Genomic DNA, 19,108 nt, shown 5'->3' with positions numbered 1-19,108 from the left:
CTCATGCAAAAAGTCGTTCTCGCAACAGGAAATCCAGGAAAGGTCAAAGAGCTAGCCTCTTTGCTTTCTGATTTTGGTTTAGATATTGTTGCCCAAACAGAGCTAGGTGTTGATTCAGTGGAAGAAACGGGCTTAACCTTTGTTGAAAATGCGCTTATTAAAGCGCGTCATGCAGCAAAAGTGACAGGTCTTCCCGCCATTGCTGATGACTCAGGTATTTCGGTAGATGCTTTAGGTGGTGCTCCAGGTATTTACTCAGCACGCTATGCGGGTGTTGATGCAAACGATCAGCAAAATCTGGATAAATTGCTTGATGCAATGAAAGATGTACCTGCTGAAAAACGCCAAGCTCAATTTAACTGTGTATTGGTTTATATGCGCCATGAAAACGATCCAACTCCGCTGATTTTCCACGGTATATGGCATGGTGTATTAAGCACAGAAATGCACGGTGAAGGTGGATTTGGCTATGATCCTATTTTCTTTGTTCCTGAATTAAATTGTACTGCGGCGCAATTAACTAAAGAGCAAAAAAATCAGCATTCACATCGTGGTAAAGCACTTAAGTTAATGTTGGATGCCCTTAAGAATGCTTAAGTTGCCCCCATTAAGTTTGTATATTCATATTCCTTGGTGTGTACAAAAATGCCCTTATTGTGATTTCAACTCACACACCTTAAAGGGAGAAGTACCATATCAGGAATATGTGCAACATTTACTCAATGACTTAGATGCCGATCTTATTCACGTTGGCTCCCGTGAAGTCCAGACAATATTTATTGGTGGCGGTACACCTAGCTTATTAAGTGCTGAATCAATGGCTGATTTACTCTATGGAGTGAAAGAGCGTATTGCTGTTAGCCCCAATGCAGAAATTACCATGGAAGCGAATCCAGGAACCGTAGAAGCTGAACGCTTTGCTGGATTCCAACGTGCGGGTGTAAATCGTATCTCTATTGGTGTACAAAGTTTTGGCGATGACAAGCTTATCCGCTTAGGTCGAATTCATGATGCAGATGAAGCTAAAAATGCGGCTCGTTTAGCCAAAGAGTTAGGCTTACGTAGCTTTAATTTAGATTTAATGCATGGATTACCAGACCAATCATTATCTCAAGCGCTTTCGGATTTACAGCAAGCAATAGCGTTATCTCCGCCACATTTGTCTTGGTATCAATTAACCATTGAACCTAATACACAATTTGGCTCTCGCCCACCTAAATTACCTGATGACGATATGCTGTGGGATATTTTCTCACAAGGCGATAAATTACTGACAGCCGCAGGTTATCAACAATATGAAACATCAGCATATTGTAAACCGGGCTTTCAGTGTGAGCACAACTTAAACTATTGGCGTTTTGGTGATTATTTAGGTATCGGTTGTGGCGCTCATGGAAAAATAAGCTTTGAAGATGGTCGCATAATGCGAACAGTCAAAACCAAGCACCCTAAAGGTTTTATGGAAGGCCGTTATCTCGATCAGCAAAATTTTGTTGATAATGATGACCGTCCATTTGAATTTTTTATGAACCGTTTTCGCCTATTAGAAGCATTTCCAAGACAAGATTTCAGTGATTACACTGGGCTTTCTGAAGAAGTGATTCGCCATCAAATAGATGAAGCTTTGGCGTTGGGTTATATCAGTGAAACTGACTCTCACTGGCAAATAACCCCTCACGGTAAGCTATTTTTAAATTCATTACTTGAGCTATTTCTTTAATATTGCTGATTTCAAATAGCTAATTTAAAAATACCCATACTGTTATTCTGAACTGACCCCAGTTTATTCACAATATGGGTATTTTTTATTTATGATAAAACCATTTAAACGATCATAAAAGCCTTAGAATGCGCTTTCTACCGCTTCAATCTGCTTAGTTAAGCTGTCTAATCCACCGCCAGAGAGATACCAAAGATCTGCTTGCAGATAAACAATATCGCCATTTTTATAAGCAGATGTCGTTTTAATTTCATCATTTTCAAAAGTCGCTTTTTCTAATTTATCAGCACCAATCGCTTCACTACGATCCACAATGAAAATCACATCAGGGTTTGCTTTTGCGATCATTTCAGAAGTGACAACTCGACGTTTACCTTTATCTTCTTCAGCAACAGGAGGTAATTCGGCTTTCTTCACTTTAACTACATCATAAATAACACTTTGGTTATTTGGCATTAAATTGCCTGCATTATGCAGTAACACTAAAACTTTTTTATCAGACTCTGCCGCTTTTTTCTGAGCCTGCTCAATCACTGTATTCAGTTTTGTCAGTTGCTCTTGGGTTGCTTGTTGCTTATCAAACAACTCTCCCATTAATTTAATATTCGCTTCAACTGAATCAAGATAATTAGCGCTATTGGTGCCTAAGTTAACGGTTGGTGCAATTTTCGCTAAAGCCTCATAAGAAGCGCCTTGTCGACCCGTAATAATAATTAAATCAGGTTTCATTTCGGCTAATTTTTCTAAGTCAGGCGCTTTCATACCACCGACATTAGCCACATTACTTGCAATACTTCCTTTAATATAAGCGGGCGCATTACCTAACGGTAACCCCACCACTTTATCAGCTAAACCTAACTGAACTAAAGAATCATATAAACCAAAATCAAATAGAACAACTTTTGAAGGGTTCTTAGTAACCGACGTTTCACCCAACAGATGTTTAATCACCATTTTGTCATTTTGCTGACTAATAACTTGGTTAGGTTGGTATTCGATTGGCGTTTTGCTTAACGCTGAGAAACTCGTTACAGAAAGGATAGATGCGATAACTAAAGGAAGGATCTTCTTCATTAATTTTGCCCTGTTTAAGTGGAATACTCAAACAGGGTATTCTAAACAGCTCTCCCCACAAGTCAATTGAACAAGAATGATTTTCATTATTATTTTCAATTATTGTGAATCTGCCATTTGTAAAGCTTATTAATTATCTGGTTAATAACCCAATCATTAGAGAGACGGATCAGCTACTTCTTTAATGCATTAATTAATTCAACACGTTGATTTTCCATCTGTGTGATTTTGCTACAAGCTTGCTGACCAAATTGAGTAAACGCTGCTTCTTGCTGCTTCCACTCCTGATCTATGATCTTTTGGAAACCATCTAAGCTTCCTAATAATCCGCCTAAGGCTTTTTTACTGTCGCCACCTGCCGCGGCTAATAACTGTTTTTTCCCCAATTCATTAATGCTGTCTTGCAACATACCACCAAGGCTACTTTCTACGATTTCACGGCCTTTAGCTTCAACTTCTTTAATGGCTTGAGAATGGAACGTAATGTTATTCGGTTCTATGCTGACCACTCTATCCATTTGCTGATTAAGATCTTTCTCTAATCTACTTAATCTATTGAGGATATTGCTTTCTTTACCAAAAGCCTCAATCACTACTTTATCAAGCACTTTGCGAGAATCTTGCAGTTTTACCCCAGTTTCAGTTCTTAACCAAGGTACGTCTCGTCTTACTGTGGCTTGATATTTTTTTGCTAATTCTTGTTGTTGTGGTGTCAATGTGGCACTTTTTTCATTTTGAAATAATGTGCCATCAGGATAAATCACCATTAAACCATGTGAACCAGCGACTTCAACAAATTCAGAGGTTATGCGTAAATCATCTTTTGGCATTACAGCACAATCAAAACTTGGTGATGCATTTGCTGTACCCGCAACAAAAAACAGTGTGACAGCAATATTTCTTAAATTCATAACAACGCTCCTGAAAACACACCTAAAAAATTGAACGCCCGACTTTGTTTGCTAATAATTCAAGTGCTGCACAACCTGCTAATGAGTTACCTGATTTATCCAGCTCTGGTGACCAAACTGCAACCGTAAAAGCATCGGGAACGACTGCAATAATGCCACCACCCACGCCCGATTTTCCGGGAATACCAATACGAAATGCAAATTCACCTGCACCATCATACATGCCACAAGTTAACATTAACGCATTTATTTGTCGGGTTTGTCTTGGCGTAATAATCTGATTTTTATTACCCACACACATACCTTGATTAGCTAAATAGCTAAAACATCGTACTAACTCGGTGCAACTCATCTCTATGGAGCAATAGTGAAAATAAGTCTCAAGCACCGTAATAACATCATTCTCAAAATTACCAAAAGATTTCATCAGATAAGCGATTGATGCATTTCGGCTAAGATGCTCCATCTCCGATTTTGCAACCACTGAGTTATAACAAATGTCTGGAGTATCGGTAAGAAAACGGATCACTTCTAACATTCTTTGCTTAGGCGCACTAAGGCGAGACTGCAACATATCAGTGATAACAATGGCACCCGCATTAATAAAAGGGTTGCGCGGTATTCCCTTTTCCATTTCTAGCTGTATCAAGGAATTAAAAGGCAGTCCTGATGGCTCTTTTCCTACACGTTGCCAAATTTCATTTTCTTCATAACGTGTTAAAGCAAGCGTTAAGCTAAGTACTTTAGAAATAGATTGAATCGAAAAGCGCTTATCTGCCATGCCTGATTGATAGAGTTCACCATCAACCGTATAAACAGCCATAGCTAGCTGTTCTGGAGGTATTTGAGCCAATGCGGGAATATAATCCGCGACTTTTCCTTGCCCGATTAATGGGCGAATTTGTTGCAAAATATCTGACAGTAATGCGTTAGATAACGTTGTAGTCACAGTCCCTTCCCCAGACAGACAAGGGCATCCTTTTGGATGCCCTTGTAATTATTTGCTAAATGTATAATTTTCTATCAATCCCACCAAACATCAAATAGTTCAGAGGTCTGTACATCTTGCATTTTGCTTTCTTTGAGGAAGTTTTCGACTAATTGGCGATGTTCTTCTGTACATTTACCAATTTGTTGTAAGCAGATTAAGCCTTCCCAGCTCAGGTAACCACTTGCATCAAATGCCAGCCCGTTTGGCTCAATAACTTTGAGGATCAGTTCATCAACAAAGCGATCTACTTCCTCAATTGGGGTATTTTCTGGGAAAGTCCATTTAACTGAGAAACCTAATTCCTGAAATTCATCGATACGCATTTTTTTGCGTAAGCGGCGACTACGTTGTTTAGCCATTATTTTACCCTCTTAAACATAAGATCCCAGACTCCATGCCCTAAACGATGACCGCGTTTTTCAAACTTAGTCACAGGGCGTGTTTCTGGTCGTGGTACATAATCCTGAGTTTCTGACAAATTCTGATAACCCTCAACACTTGTCATCACTTCAAGCATATGTTCTGCATATGGTTCCCAATCTGTCGCCATATGAAAAACACCGTTTAACGTTAATTTTTTTAAAATTAATTCTGCAAAAGGCACTTGAACAATACGGCGTTTATTATGACGCGCTTTGTGCCATGGATCAGGGAAGAATAGCTGAACCATTTTTAAACTATTATCTGGGATCATATGATTAAGCACTTCAATCGCATCATGACACATGACTCTCAGATTACTTAATTGCTCTTCTTCAGCATTTGCAAGACAAGCCCCAACGCCCGGTGCATGTACTTCAATACCGAAATAATTATTTTCTGGTGTATTTTTTGCCATAGTCACGAGCGATGCGCCCATGCCGAAGCCAATTTCTAAAATTACAGGCGCTTCGCGTCCAAAAACCTGACTGAAGTCGATGGGTTCCGGTTGATATTCAATACCAAAGACAGGCCACTGTGTTTCTAATGCTTGCTCTTGACGAGGTGTCAAACGACCTTGTCTACGAACAAAACTACGAACGCGTCGTAAAGCACGCCCTTCTTCATTGAATTCCGGAGAAATTACATTCTTGATCATGTCTAATACTGTCAGTCGTTAGGCCAATTATTTACTTAAAATCGTTATAATGTCGCTATAGTGCAACTTAACCGACATTATCCAAAGATCACTAAGTTTAGCAAGAGTCACTCATAGAAGCATCACTCTATAAGATAAATATTAAGAGTGTTTACAGTTTATTCTCTCTGTGGTGCAATCTTACCTTAATCAGAACATGAGTTAATAAAATAAAACATGATGGAAGCTCAGCAATTTTCGCAAGTCGTGCTCAATTGGTATCACAAATATGGACGTAAAACGCTCCCTTGGCAGCAAGAAAAAACGCCTTATCACGTATGGTTATCTGAAGTAATGCTGCAACAAACTCAAGTTGCTACGGTTATTCCTTATTTTGAGCGTTTTATTGCACGTTTTCCTGATGTTAGCGCATTGGCTAAAGCACCTCTTGATGAAGTGCTTCATTTATGGACAGGACTTGGCTATTACGCAAGAGCCAGAAACCTACATAAAGCAGCACAACACATTGTAGATAAACATCAAGGGCAGTTTCCTGATACCTTTGAGGACGTTTGTGCCTTACCTGGTGTTGGACGTTCAACCGCCGGTGCTATTTTATCGTTATCACTGAAAAAACCTTATCCAATTCTTGATGGTAATGTAAAACGTGTTTTAGCACGCTGCTATGCTGTCGAAGGCTGGCCGGGTAAAAAAGAGGTTGAAAATACGTTGTGGGAGATCAGCGAAAACGTCACTCCAACTGAAGGTGTAGAGTATTTTAATCAGGCAATGATGGATTTGGGTGCAATGGTCTGCACAAGAAGTAAGCCTAAATGTGAATTATGCCCATTAAATACTGGCTGTATCGCTTATGCTCAAAATAATTGGGCGGATTATCCTGGGAAAAAACCGAAAAAAGTCATCCCAGAAAAAACAACTTATTTTCTTATTTTACAATATGATAATCTTGTTTGGTTAGATAAAAGGCCACCAGCAGGAATATGGGGCGGGTTATTTGCCTTTCCTCAATTTGAAACAAAAGCGCTTTTAGAACAGTGGCTAGCCGAGCATGGGCTCGATAATAATAAATCAGAGCAACTGATTTCATTTAGACATACTTTTAGCCACTTTCATTTAGATATTGTGCCAATTTGCGTAAAACTCTCAGCGTTTACCTCTATGATGGAGGCGCAAAAAGGACTTTGGTATAACTTACAGACACCTGCAACCGTAGGGTTAGCAGCACCTGTAGAGAATTTACTTAGACAATTAGCCTAAGCTAATCCCTGCGATATTGAGGATTTATTATGAGCAGAACTATTTTTTGTACTTTCCTTAACAAAGAAGCTGATGGACTTGATTTTCAGTTGTACCCAGGAGAAATTGGAAAGCGCATTTTCAATGAGATCTCAAAAGAAGCATGGGCTCAATGGATGACAAAACAAACCATGCTTATCAATGAGAAAAAACTTAACACCATGAATCCTGATGATCGCAAACTATTAGAACAAGAAATGGTACGATTTTTATTCGAAGGCCATGATGTTCATATTGACGGTTACACACCACCTGAAAAATAATATTCACTTTTCCAGAGCCTTTAAGGCTCTGGTATTTTATTCACCATAGCGATGCAATTGACCATGAAAAAAATCCTTCTCTTGCTGATTATCGCCCCTCTACTCATTTCATGTAGTAGCCAACCACCAAAAACATTTGAGCCTGATTACGCAAAGGATACCAATGCGTTCGATATTCTTATGGGACAATTTGCCAATAATATCGAAATGATTTGGGGTATGAAGGAAGTATTAATCGCAGGCCCTAAAGATTACGTAAAATATACCAATGCTTATAAAACACGTAGCCATATTAATTTTGAAGCAGGTACAATTACGATAGAAACTTTAGGTGATGATGCGCCTCAATTCCAATTGCATAAAGCGATAGTCACAACGTTATTAATGGGTGAAGATCCAGGTTCTATTGACCTCTACTCTGACGTTAATAATATTCCTCACAGCACTGAACCGTTTTTATCTGGGCAGGTTCTTGATAATACGGGACAACCTATACGCTGGGAATGGCGAGCCAATAAGTTTGCAGATTATCTGATTGCCAATAAATTACAAAAACGCCAATCAGGTATAAATACCATTTGGTATGTCACCATTAATCTTGTTCCTAATCACCTTGATAAACGTGCTCATAAATATTTACCGCTAGTTCAACAAGCCGCGGCTAAATATGGGGTTGAACCATCACTGATCTTGGCAATTATGCAAATTGAATCAAGTTTTAACCCATATGCCGTGAGTAGTTCTGATGCGCTAGGTTTAATGCAGATTATGCCAGCAACGGCAGGACGAGATGTATTCCGAATGCAAGGAAAATCTGGGCAACCAAGTCGTAGTTACTTATTTGATCCAGCTAATAATATCGATGCTGGTGCGGCTTATATCTCAATTCTACAAAATAGCTACCTTGGTGATATCAAAGATCCTGTTTCGCGCCGTTACGCCGTTATACAGGCTTACAACGGTGGTGCAGGTAGTGTGTTGCGGATATTCCATAACGATAAAAAACAAGCTGCTGCCATGATTAACAACTTAGAGCCAACGCAGGTGTATACCACATTACGTAATAAACACCCTGCCGACCAATCTCGTCGTTATCTTGAGAAAGTCAGTACAGCTCAACGTAACTATCGTTAGTTGATGCTTAATCAAAAAAAACAAAGCTTCCTCAATGAATTTGGGGAAGCTTTTTTTGTTATTAAGACTTAATAAACGGTTTTATCGTCATGTATTTTTTGAGTATTGCAAAAGACTTTATCTTTATTTTTACTCATCTCCCACGACAAATAGCGTTTTAATACCCAATGAGTTTAAAAAAACAGCAATCGAACGGTTTTGTGATAAATAACGTTGACGAGCAAGGCGATATCGGGTTTAATACGCCCCGTTGCCCGAATAGCTCAGTCGGTAGAGCAGGGGATTGAAAATCCCCGTGTCCTTGGTTCGATTCCGAGTTCGGGCACCATCTTTCATTTGTTCGTCAGTGAGTTAAATCACTGAGAGGGCAAAAAAGCTAAGATAAGACACAAATTTAACGTAAGTTATCTGTTGTTAAAATTAATCAAAAGCTTTGAATAAACAGTCTTGTTCATACCAAGGCTGTTTTTTTTATTTGTAACTTTTACTTTCTTTCCTAATCACTGTCAAATCTTGATACTCCTCCTGTTATTTTCATCACATCAATTCCGCTTCAAGTATATCTCGCAAGTTATCAACACTTTCATCAATGTATTCTAATGTCGATGTAATGTTGGCATGACCTAATAGCCTTTTCACAACATAAAGATTACGTTCTGGTGATTGCATCATATAAATTGCCACAATACATAGATAGTAATTCATCCATTTTTAAATATAATAAATACATAAATTAATCTAATAAGATTAACTTTAAAGTAAATTTAGCTTTAGCTAAACATGAAGTTTAATTATATAAAAAGGAAAATAATTAATGTCTAATAATATTTATTTAAGAATAAATGGAAATGTTCAGGGTAATATTTCCGCAGGATGCTCTTCATACGATTCACTTGGCAATATTAAATCTATTTTTCATAAAATATCAATATGATAAATTACTTTTTTTACCAAAAGTCAGTGAGATACAAAGGTAAAGTGCAAAAAAGAGACAGCTATAGCGAATAATATCTTTATTACCAGATCTTATAAATAATTCACCAATAAAAAATTTATCACCAAATTTAAATATAATAAGAAAACAACTTCCACATAAACCAACAACTGAAAGATAAATAAGATCTAAAAATCTATTTTTCTTACGAAGAATATAGAGTTGAATTTTATATAAAATGAAAAATAAAAAAAATGAAGATAGATAAAATAGAAAAAGCTCCAACCAGCCAAAAGGAAAAGGTGATAACACATCAAAATCATTCACTTTTATTTTTCTCTTCATATAAATCGTATGTAGAATAAATAGCCATACCCTCAAAGAAAATTTCGGACATAAGAGGCACCCTACCCATTGTTTGCCATGATGTTATAAAATCACTCTTAATATAATGAAATAACTTCCATGAATCTTCTTTAAGAACTGGTTTTAGTAGTGATGCACCAGATAAACTTAAATCAACCACATTATAAAATATATCCGCTTCATTATCACCATAACCTAAAGCTTTAGATGTTGCTCTATATCCGTTTCTTACAGATCCGCTATATTCCTCTCTAAATAATATCCATTTTCAATCATACTATTTACACCTTGAGATACCATTCCAACCTCTAAACTACTGCATAATGTTCCGACAGATCCCACACAAGAAGCTCCCCCCTCCATATATTTGCATTACTCCGCTGACAAAACCTACTTGTTTGAGTATTAATTTATTATTTTCCTCACATTCTTCTTTTTTACGTATTGTTTCAAAAAGTGCATATTGCATTACGCTTCGATTTCTTAGTAAATTATCCTGTAATTCTAACCTTTCAATTTCATCTGAGATATTATCTAATCCTGCTGATAAACTTAAGCAATAACTACTTACCTCTAACTCTGTTCTAGCAATCAGTTGTTCTATATCATTTAAGAACATCATTCTTGCAAAAGAATCACCAATATATTGATAGGCAAATTTCATTGCTATTCTTTTTAAATAACTGGATTCTCTTCTTAATGTATCTCTATATACACACTATAACTATAGTCTAGTTCATACTCCGTCATTTCTTTCACATCCTTATTTAAAATAAAAACTTAAGTAATATCTCATCCAAATTATCGGCTATTATAGTGTAATATTTAATAATTCTTATCAATAGTGAATATTTAGTTTTCTACTTAGCAGAGAGATAAAATTCCATTTAACCAAAGCAATAAAATAAATAGACTATAAATCTAAATATATAAGATAGGTTATTATTTATTTTTATAATTAGAAAATTAATTTTATATAAAGACCTCTATATATTTACATGGTCTTTATGATATTTACAGGAAAACCCAACATTCCCCTGATAATGTCATAAATATTATTTATATATAAAAAATGATATCTTTATTAATACAAAAAAGTCAGGGATATTTTTAATTATCTTTTATTATTAGTATATAAATCACAATTTAAATAACTCTTAAAACAATAAATTTACTACCAATAATAATTCTTATTTTCATTTTGAAATTAAAAATAAAATTTTAAATATACTTAACATAAAAAAGCGATCGCTTTTATAACATTTATAATACAATTTAAGTTCATTTAAGAAATACCCCTGCTATATATCTCTTTTTAATTGAAACCTACCTCACAGAATATGAAACTCACCTTAATTGTCATTGACGAAATATAGATTCAGCAGTAAATATAATAAGCAATGATTATAAAAACAGTGACCATCTTTAAAGGTGGCTTTTTTAATCCTTAAATTGTCTCATTTTTTAGACAAATAAATATTACAGAAACCACGGGAGAATTCTCTTATGACTCAACAAGATACAGCAACTCATTATTCAATTGATGATATGAAAACATTAATTGAAACAATGCAGATTTATAAAAAAGACAACAGTGGCAAAGGGATAACTCGTATTGCTTATGGCGAAGAAGATGAAGCTGCCCATCTGTACCTTGCTGGTTTAATGAAAGAAGCGGGTCTTGAAGTTTATCGTGATGGTATTGGTACACTTTACGCACGTTTACCAGGTAAAGATCGTTCACTACCCGCAGTAGGTACAGGATCTCATCTTGATACAGTCCCTCAAGGCGGTGCTTATGATGGAGCTTTAGGTGTTATTGCAGGTTTTTATGCATTAATGCAATACAAACCACAACAACTTAAACGTGACCTTGAGCTTGTTGTTTTTCGTGCGGAAGAATCTAGCCGTTTTGGCTTTTCGTGTATTGGCAGTAAGGTATTAACAGGAAAAATAGATAAAGCTCGCTGGGAACAAAATAGAGATGATGACGGCAATAACTTCTTTGAAGTTTTAAAATCTTTAGGTTATCAGCATGATAATTTGGATAGTTGTTTAGTCAAAGCTGATCGTTATAGTGCCTTTGTTGAGCTTCATATTGAACAAGGTAAACGCCTTGAGAATGACAAAAAAACTATTGGTATTGTCAATGGTATTGCGGCACCAACTCGTTTTTCAGTCACTGTTAATGGTCATGCGGATCACTCTGGTGCAACGCCTATGTATCAACGCCAAGATGCGTTAGTGGCAAGTGCAGGGATTATTACCGATATCAACCGTGCAGCATGTACTGAAGCCGTTTATGGCACTGTAGGTACAGTGGGTAAACTCAATGTTGTGCCGAACTCCATGAACGTCATTCCAGGACAAGTAAAATTTTCTGTTGATATTCGTGGTATTGATACTGAAAGTATTCAACGTGTTGTACAACGCCTAAATAATAGTGTGGAAAAAGCAGAAAAAGATTTTGGCGTCTCTATTGATGTTCAACCGATTTCTGCTGAATCGCCAGTCAAACTAGATGATTCAATTTGCCAAGTTATTGAAAGCTTATGCCAGAAACACGATATCAGCTATATGACAATGCTAAGTGGTGCTGGCCATGACTCAATGAATATGGCGTCACTTTATCCAACTGCGATGATCTTTACACCTTCAGTTGCCGGTATTAGTCATCATCCTGATGAGTTTACCGAATTTAGTGATATTGCTGTCGCTGCAGATTTATTAGCAGAAACATTAGGCACATTAGCCAATCAATAATGACTGACTATTTGTTTTAGAAGGTTAATTGCATCATCTCCCTTGGTTGCTTTTAACCATAATTTATCAAAGAGGGATTGATATTGAAATATCGCCTCAGTTGAAGAGGTTACAGTAGCAATGCCCGTGCTGACATTAGGAAATTCACCTAAACGGAACGGGCTAACGGCTAAAGAAAGAGGGACTTTGTCTTGATAAAATAATTGGAAAGTTAAAGACGGCATAGTATCTGAAATAATTGCAATATTAAGATAACTATTTTTTTGCTCTAACTTTTCAATTAAATGAAGAATTTCGTTTTTTGCTCGTTGTTTTCTTTCTTGTTGCAGTGTTTTAGTTAAATTAACCGAACCTAGCATGCCAACATAAAGAAATTTTTCAATTTGTTGCTGGCTAATAAGGTTATAAATATGGGGCGAATGTAAGGACTGATGTTTCTTACGCTCTTTTAAAATAGACAAAACTTCTTGTTGTTTTTCAGACAAAAGATTTAAAGGTGATGCCTCTGTTAGCATTTCAACCAATGTTTTGTCATAACAATCTGAAGTTAATAAGTAAGAGAAAGGTTCGAAGTGGGTATAAATATGTGAAGATTGACTTTCAAGTTGGCGCATTCGTTCAAAAAAGCCATTTGCACTTGAATAATATTCAGTATTAATACCCAACAAACTGGTTAACGAGGTATTTAATAATCTAGCAAGATTATCAAGTGTCTCAATTTTAACAATTTCGCCTTTTTCTAACCGATACACAGCAGCACGAGAAATACCCAAGCTTTCTGCTACATCTTCAGCTTTTAATGAAGAGGCTATGCGGTAAGCACGCAAGCGATAGCCAATGGCTTGATAATCTATTTTTTCTCTAGGTATGTAAGGCATATTTATAATTGGCTCCCAAATGCACAAAGTACCAGGGTAAAGTAACGGCACAATAATAAGACGTTAGTTCAGATAGTTTAAATTAAACCAAAAATAAAAAGAATCACCTTTCTCACAATGAGGTAAATAAAAAAAGTTTGCAGTAAAAAGTTAGTCTATATCAATAAACCTGTCTCCTAGCAGGTAACCTCACCAGGGTTAAAGCAGTAAAAACAAACAACAATAAAAAAACTAAAAGGCGATGTAATTGATATTACACCGCCTTTTTCATTATTTAATTAACTAAATGCTCTAATACCATAGCGCCAGCGCCCTGAGAAACGATTTCATAAGCGTGGCTTGCTGGATAAACTTCTGTTTTTATATTTGGGAAAAGTGCGAGTTTAGTTTCAATCGTTTTTTTGACGGTATCAAAAAACGTATATTTAGGTATTAATGTTCCGCCACAAACAACAATATCAGGTTGGAGCATTAAAATCGTATTTGCAATAGCAAGCCCGTAGTAATAAGCCGCTTCTTCTAATGCATCAATACACAGAGGATCTCGCATTTCTATTGCTTGAAAAATCGTGTGATAGTTAATTTCATCATCTGTACTGACAAGAGAAGTTAATAAGGAGTGCTTTCCCCGCCTTATTTGATGAATAATACTATTTTTTATGGCATCTAAAGAGCACAATGTATTTAAACAACCATAAGAGCCACATTCGCACAATAGCCCTTTTACATCAATCGTCATATGACCAAAACAATTCATCGTCGCTGAGGTATCAGTTAAAAACTGATTACCAATAATGGCACATCCTCTTACTTCGGTATCACAAGAAGTAAATAAAAATCGTTGTGTTTTTTGGCGATAATATAAACGAAATTCAGCTAAAGCAGCAAAATGCACTCCACTTCCCACTGTGACGTAAGTAGGAATTTTTTTACGTAATAACGCCTCTAATTCACTGAATTCTTCATTGAGGGATTTTGAAGCCAATTGATGTTCGACAACATGCTCAATAGAAATTCCTAACCCTAAAACTTTTTCATAGCTGATGTTATTTTTGAATAACAAGGCATCAATTTTAGGTAATAGCTTATCTGTCATCTCATATGCAGATAAGTAAGGTTCTGGCGATATTTTAATTTTATCCAACATATTAAGTTTCAGATCCATCAACACAATGGTTGAATAGACCTTACTTAATTCAATGCCAATTAAAAACACCCCTTCTGTATTAATATTATACAAAATAGGTTTTCGACCACCCGTTGATTCACCTAATTCTGCGGTTGTAATTAATTGAAGAGCATTTAACTCGTCCAGTAGTCGAGCACAAGTAGCAGGCTTCATTTGTGCCAATTCAGTGAGTGTTTCTGTTTTTATTGGACCATTTTCTGCCACTAATTTATAAAGGCTTTTAAGTTTCAATGCTTTTGAAGTCTTAGAAGACTGAAGTTCTTTTAAATTTTTCAATAGCATAGCCATTTCCTTTATTAAATTATTTAGCCACTCAAAGAAGAATATCGCTATCTTACTGTAAAAAAAGCAATAGTTCCTTAATCAAAACAAACAACATGATCTTAATCTCAAAATGAGAAAAAGTAAGTTGTTCATTTCTGTGTATCAGGCAAAGTACTCTCAAGCACAATTAAAAATGTAATGACGATTTACATAGGAGAGAGTCATGCACCAGATTTCTGAAATTAATAAAGCAAAAGAATTTGTTCAATCTAAAACCACAGAAAAACCAACTATTGGGATCATTTTAGGATCAGGTTTAGGTCCTTTTGCCGATACATTAGAAGATGCCGTACATATTCCTTATCACACCATTCCACACTTTGCAGCATCAGGAGCGGTGGGGCATGCTAATGAATTAGTGATTGGTAAAATTGCAGGAAAAACGGTTGTTGCAATGAAAGGTCGTTTTCATTACTACGAAGGTGTATCGCTCGATGAAGTCACCTTTCCTGTTCGTGTAATGAAAGCATTGGGTGTTGAAAAGCTGATTATCACTAACGCATGTGGCGCTGTAAATACAGATTTTAATCCTGGTGATCTAATGCTAATTACGGATCATATTAATCTAACGGCAAACAACCCACTGATTGGGCCAAATAACCCCGAATTAGGTGTTCGTTTTCTAGATGTGAGTGAAGTTTATAACAAAGCTATGCGCCAAATTGTTATTGATATTGCCAAAGAGCAAGACATTACCTTACGTCAAGGTGTTTATGCATGGTGGACAGGGCCAACTTATGAAACCCCAGCAGAAATTCGCATGATAAGAACATTAGGTGCCGATGCCGTAGGCATGTCAACCGTTCCAGAAGCACTTATTGCTCGCCATTCAGGTATTGATACCATTGGTATTTCATGCTTAACCAATATGGCTTGTGGCATTTTAGAACAGCCTCTTAGTCATGATGAAGTTATTGAAACCGCAGAACGTGTGAAATCTACCTTCTTAAAACTGATCAGTGAAGTGATCGCTCGCTTATAACTTTTTATCAATAAAAGAAAAAGTGGAGAATAGATAGCTGCCTATGCTCCACTAAAATCAATATCCCCAACAGTGGAGATTGTTATGGGTATAAAAATACAGCTCAAAGGCATGATGTTTATGCAATATTTTATCTGGGGAAGTTGGTTAATTACCCTAGGTGCATACATGATGCAAACATTAAACTTCACAGGGATTGAAGTTGGATTAGTTTATGGCTCTAAAGGCATTGCTGCTCTGATTATGCCTGGTTTATTAGGTATCATTGCCGATAAATTTATTCCTGCAAATCGCTTATATATTATTTGTCATCTTATTTGTGCTGTTGCTTTATTCTTTGCGGCATCAGTGACTGATCCAACAATCATGTTCTGGGTTATGTTCATTAATGCATTAGCATTTATGCCAACTATTGCGCTTTCAAATTCAATTGGTTATTTTTGCTTAAATAAACACAAGCTAGATTCTGTTGCTAATTTTCCTCCTATTCGTGTTTTCGGTACGATAGGTTTTATTATCGCCATGTGGTGTGTAAGTTTATTTAAATTAGAACTCAGCAACACTCAATTATATATTGCATCAGTAGCTTCTCTTTGTTTAGCTCTCTATTCATTTTGCTTACCTAAAATTCCAACAGCCCAGCATAAACAATCAACCTCTTGGGCATCTCGTTTGGGATTAGATGCCTTTGTTTTATTCAAAAAACCAATAATGGCAGTTTTCTTTTTATTTGCCATGCTATTAGGTGCGGTACTTCAAATTACCAATACTTTTGGTAGTCCTTTTATTCATGATTTTGCTAAAAATCCTGAATTTGCTGATAGTTTAATTGTTCAATATCCATCAATTTTATTATCAGTATCACAAATGGCTGAAGTTGCCTTTATTTTAGCAATTCCTTTTTTCCTAAAACGCTTTGGTATTAAAAAAGTCATGTTAATTAGTATGATTGCATGGACTTTACGTTTCGGATTATTTGCCTATGGTGATCCATCTCCTTGGGGATTTGTATTGCTAATGCTTTCAATGATTGTTTATGGTTGTGCATTTGATTTCTTTAATATTTCAGGCTCTATCTATATTGAAAATGAAGTTAACCCTGAAATAAGAGCCAGTGCTCAAGGGTTATTTATGACCATGGTCAATGGTGTTGGTGCATACGCAGGCTCTATTTTAAGTGGTATGGTCGTTGATCATTTTACAGTTAATGGAATGAAAAACTGGCAATCTATTTGGTTAATTTTTGCATCCTATACACTTATACTTGCTATTGTATTTATATTTGCATTTAAAGAAAATAAGGTGAGTAATTATAAAAAAGATTTTCATAATTAAATTATACATTCCCCCTTTTAAATGATAATAAACCTTTATTGGTTTATTATCATTTTTACTTTCCTCAATATAAATATGATTAAATCATCCAGCCTATTTAAAGATAATCAATTTTTAAAAGAAATTTAATATCAAGATAAATAAAATAAGCATGCTTTTACATGGAAAATATTTATAAAAAGGATATTAATATATTATGAATAATACTCATCAAAATGACCCTCTAGAAAATAGTGATATTATCAATCTAATAAAGAGTTTTAGACCTCTACGCAGATGGAAAAAACAAGATCCTAATAGTGATTTTACTGAAGTAACATATAGCTTTCCTGACTGGAGCAATTTAAGGGGTGAGGAATATAAAACTATTACAACATCAAATCAATATCAACAAGAACTTGCCGAAAAAACATTACAACTATGGGCTGACATTGCCAATATTACATTCGTTAAGAAAGAAAATAAATATGATACTAATATTAAATTTGGTGTTTATAATAATATAAATGAACTAACGAAAGATAATTCTCATTTAGTCGCTGGTGTTGCAACATTCCCATTAAATAATACAGAGCCAGATAAAAAAATAGAAAAAATCACTGATTACAGTATAGGAGGACATGTTTGGATTAATATATCTTCAACTACACGTATAAAAAAATTCAATAAACATGAAATGACACCAGAGCAAAAAAATGAAATAGATTTATTTAAAGAAAAATCAGACAATATAAAATATTATTATATAGAAACAGATACTCATATTACTTTATATAAAAACAATAATGAAAATGGTCATATAAATAATCAACCTATAATATTACAAAAAGGAAATAAAGAAACTCAAACTTATATACATGAAACTGGACACGCTCTTGGTTTACCACATACCTTTAGAGTAAATGATCATAATAATCCTGATATTGAAGAAAATAGTTTTAAATATTCTATAATGTCATACCGCCACCCAAAAACAAAAGAAGCTGATTTAGGTGGTTTTTTTCCTATGTCTCCATTATTAATCGATATATATGTCATTCAAAAATTCTATGGAGCAAATGTAACAACTCGAACCGATGATACGATTTATGGCTTTAATTCTAATACAGAAAGAGACTGTTATAGTTTAACTTCACCAGACGATATCATTATTAGTTGTATTTGGGATGCCGGTGGCTGTGATACTCTGGATTTTTCAAAATATACTGTAAATCAAAAAATAGATCTTAATCAAGGTGCCTTTTCTGATATTGGCGGGCTAAAAAGTAACATTTCTATTGCGTATGAAACAATAATTGAAAACGTAATAGGAGGTGAGGATAACGATCATATCATTGGTAATGAAGTAAATAACCACCTAATTGGCAATCATGGTAATGATATTATTTATGGATATGATGGGGATGATAAAATTTTTGGCGGTAAAGGTAGTGATGCACTTTATGGTAATGAGGGTAATGATTTCATTAATGGAGAAGATGGCTGCGATATAATTTCTGGAGGTAATGGACATAATATGCTGTTCGGAGGAAAGAATGCTGATATGTTTTTTTTCGAAATTAGCAACAAGACAAATAGCCATAATAAAATCATGGATTATAATATAAATGAAGATTTCCTTATTTTTCTAGATGAAAACAAAATAAGCCTAAATATCAAGGAACTTATATCTCAAAATTCAATTTCGCTTAATATGAGTTTTCAAGAAGAAGATAATTTAACAAAATTAGCAATAAAAACAAAAGAACAACTAGAAGTTCCAAATTTAACAATAGATATTGTTGGGAATTTTAGTTATGAAGATCTATTTTATTAATATAATTAATTACCTTAAAAAGTAGTGAACATTTTATAAGGCTTGTATTTACTC

At 35.3% G+C, this 19,108-nt stretch carries 18 protein-coding genes, 1 tRNA gene and 1 pseudogene; 10 read left to right on the top strand and 10 right to left on the bottom strand.

Features of this window, described 5'->3' with window-relative positions; all coding sequences use genetic code 11:
* Positions 1 to 3: 3 nt before the first annotated feature.
* Positions 4 to 597 (top strand): XTP/dITP diphosphatase, encoded by a 594-nt coding sequence (locus tag F1325_RS04390; protein WP_160230042.1) that lies wholly within the window; start codon positions 4 to 6, stop codon positions 595 to 597.
* Positions 590 to 1,720 (top strand): radical SAM family heme chaperone HemW, encoded by a 1,131-nt coding sequence (gene hemW / locus F1325_RS04385; protein ID WP_160230041.1) that lies wholly within the window; start codon positions 590 to 592, stop codon positions 1,718 to 1,720. The genes F1325_RS04390 and hemW overlap by 8 nt, the downstream gene beginning before the upstream one ends.
* A gap of 123 nt (positions 1,721 to 1,843) precedes the next feature.
* On the opposite strand, the gene F1325_RS04380 is transcribed toward hemW, so the two are convergent.
* The 5 genes from F1325_RS04380 to trmB all read right to left on the bottom strand — a co-directional run bounded on the left by F1325_RS04380 (position 1,844) and on the right by trmB (position 5,774).
* A complete protein-coding gene (locus tag F1325_RS04380) occupies positions 1,844 to 2,794 on the bottom strand; it encodes a siderophore ABC transporter substrate-binding protein (protein ID WP_109373897.1) in 951 nt (316 codons plus the stop codon).
* A 173-nt stretch (positions 2,795 to 2,967) separates the two neighbouring features.
* The gene (locus tag F1325_RS04375; protein WP_109373896.1) at positions 2,968 to 3,705 is read right to left on the bottom strand and encodes a DUF2884 family protein; all 738 of its coding nucleotides are present in this window, start codon (positions 3,703 to 3,705) and stop codon (positions 2,968 to 2,970) included.
* Between the two features lie 22 nt (positions 3,706 to 3,727).
* Positions 3,728 to 4,654 carry a glutaminase B gene (gene glsB, locus F1325_RS04370; RefSeq protein WP_109373895.1) on the bottom strand — a complete coding sequence of 309 codons (927 nt, stop codon included), beginning with the start codon at positions 4,652 to 4,654 and terminating at the stop codon, positions 3,728 to 3,730.
* Positions 4,655 to 4,728: 74 nt separating this feature from the next.
* Positions 4,729 to 5,055, bottom strand: coding sequence for a YggL family protein (locus tag F1325_RS04365; RefSeq protein WP_023581025.1), 327 nt, complete (start codon positions 5,053 to 5,055; stop codon positions 4,729 to 4,731).
* The gene (gene trmB / locus F1325_RS04360) at positions 5,055 to 5,774 is read right to left on the bottom strand and encodes a tRNA (guanosine(46)-N7)-methyltransferase TrmB (protein WP_160230040.1); all 720 of its coding nucleotides are present in this window, start codon (positions 5,772 to 5,774) and stop codon (positions 5,055 to 5,057) included. Before trmB ends, F1325_RS04365 begins: the two co-directional genes overlap by 1 nt.
* Positions 5,775 to 5,990: 216 nt before the next feature.
* Here trmB and mutY point away from each other — a divergent pair, with 216 nt between their 5' ends.
* From mutY to F1325_RS04340, 4 genes are all read left to right on the top strand, one after another.
* On the top strand, positions 5,991 to 7,031 hold the full coding sequence (gene mutY, locus F1325_RS04355; protein ID WP_109373893.1) for an A/G-specific adenine glycosylase: 1,041 nt from the start codon (positions 5,991 to 5,993) through the stop codon (positions 7,029 to 7,031).
* 29 nt (positions 7,032 to 7,060) lie between these two features.
* A complete protein-coding gene (locus F1325_RS04350; RefSeq protein ID WP_098943971.1) occupies positions 7,061 to 7,333 on the top strand; it encodes an oxidative damage protection protein in 273 nt (90 codons plus the stop codon).
* A gap of 63 nt (positions 7,334 to 7,396) precedes the next feature.
* A complete protein-coding gene (gene mltC, locus F1325_RS04345) occupies positions 7,397 to 8,467 on the top strand; it encodes a membrane-bound lytic murein transglycosylase MltC (RefSeq protein ID WP_109373934.1) in 1,071 nt (356 codons plus the stop codon).
* Between the two features lie 252 nt (positions 8,468 to 8,719).
* Positions 8,720 to 8,795: transfer RNA gene (locus F1325_RS04340), tRNA-Phe, on the top strand.
* Between the two features lie 209 nt (positions 8,796 to 9,004).
* Here the strand turns inward: F1325_RS04340 and F1325_RS04335 are convergent.
* The 3 genes and pseudogenes from F1325_RS04335 to F1325_RS19270 all read right to left on the bottom strand — a co-directional run bounded on the left by F1325_RS04335 (position 9,005) and on the right by F1325_RS19270 (position 10,386).
* Positions 9,005 to 9,139, bottom strand: coding sequence for an integrase (locus tag F1325_RS04335; protein WP_244313543.1), 135 nt, complete (start codon positions 9,137 to 9,139; stop codon positions 9,005 to 9,007).
* A 253-nt stretch (positions 9,140 to 9,392) separates the two neighbouring features.
* On the bottom strand, positions 9,393 to 9,728 hold the full coding sequence (locus F1325_RS04330) for a hypothetical protein (RefSeq protein WP_109373892.1): 336 nt from the start codon (positions 9,726 to 9,728) through the stop codon (positions 9,393 to 9,395).
* A pseudogene (locus tag F1325_RS19270) lies at positions 9,721 to 10,386 on the bottom strand (DUF4225 domain-containing protein). The gene F1325_RS04330 and the pseudogene F1325_RS19270 overlap by 8 nt, the downstream one beginning before the upstream one ends.
* Before the next feature lie 887 nt (positions 10,387 to 11,273).
* Here F1325_RS19270 and F1325_RS04315 point away from each other — a divergent pair.
* Positions 11,274 to 12,530 carry a Zn-dependent hydrolase gene (locus tag F1325_RS04315; protein ID WP_109373889.1) on the top strand — a complete coding sequence of 419 codons (1,257 nt, stop codon included), beginning with the start codon at positions 11,274 to 11,276 and terminating at the stop codon, positions 12,528 to 12,530.
* Here F1325_RS04315 and F1325_RS04310 read toward each other — a convergent pair.
* The gene (locus F1325_RS04310; RefSeq protein WP_109373888.1) at positions 12,524 to 13,408 is read right to left on the bottom strand and encodes a helix-turn-helix domain-containing protein; all 885 of its coding nucleotides are present in this window, start codon (positions 13,406 to 13,408) and stop codon (positions 12,524 to 12,526) included. The genes F1325_RS04315 and F1325_RS04310 overlap by 7 nt on opposite strands.
* A gap of 274 nt (positions 13,409 to 13,682) precedes the next feature.
* Positions 13,683 to 14,879 (bottom strand): ROK family protein, encoded by a 1,197-nt coding sequence (locus F1325_RS04305; protein WP_109373887.1) that lies wholly within the window; start codon positions 14,877 to 14,879, stop codon positions 13,683 to 13,685.
* A 205-nt stretch (positions 14,880 to 15,084) separates the two neighbouring features.
* Between F1325_RS04305 and F1325_RS04300 the strand changes: the two genes are divergently transcribed.
* From F1325_RS04300 to F1325_RS04290, 3 genes are all read left to right on the top strand, one after another.
* Positions 15,085 to 15,903 (top strand): purine-nucleoside phosphorylase, encoded by an 819-nt coding sequence (locus F1325_RS04300; RefSeq protein WP_109373886.1) that lies wholly within the window; start codon positions 15,085 to 15,087, stop codon positions 15,901 to 15,903.
* A gap of 84 nt (positions 15,904 to 15,987) precedes the next feature.
* Positions 15,988 to 17,238 carry a nucleoside permease gene (locus tag F1325_RS04295; RefSeq protein ID WP_160230039.1) on the top strand — a complete coding sequence of 417 codons (1,251 nt, stop codon included), beginning with the start codon at positions 15,988 to 15,990 and terminating at the stop codon, positions 17,236 to 17,238.
* A gap of 196 nt (positions 17,239 to 17,434) precedes the next feature.
* A complete protein-coding gene (locus F1325_RS04290) occupies positions 17,435 to 19,054 on the top strand; it encodes a M10 family metallopeptidase C-terminal domain-containing protein (RefSeq protein ID WP_160230038.1) in 1,620 nt (539 codons plus the stop codon).
* The last annotated feature ends 54 nt before the right edge of the window (positions 19,055 to 19,108 follow it).

Source organism: Proteus columbae (genome assembly GCF_009914335.1).
In the GTDB taxonomy this organism is placed as follows: domain Bacteria; phylum Pseudomonadota; class Gammaproteobacteria; order Enterobacterales; family Enterobacteriaceae; genus Proteus.
Note: the sequence above shows the minus strand (reverse complement) of the source record. Positions and strands in the feature narration are given on the sequence as shown.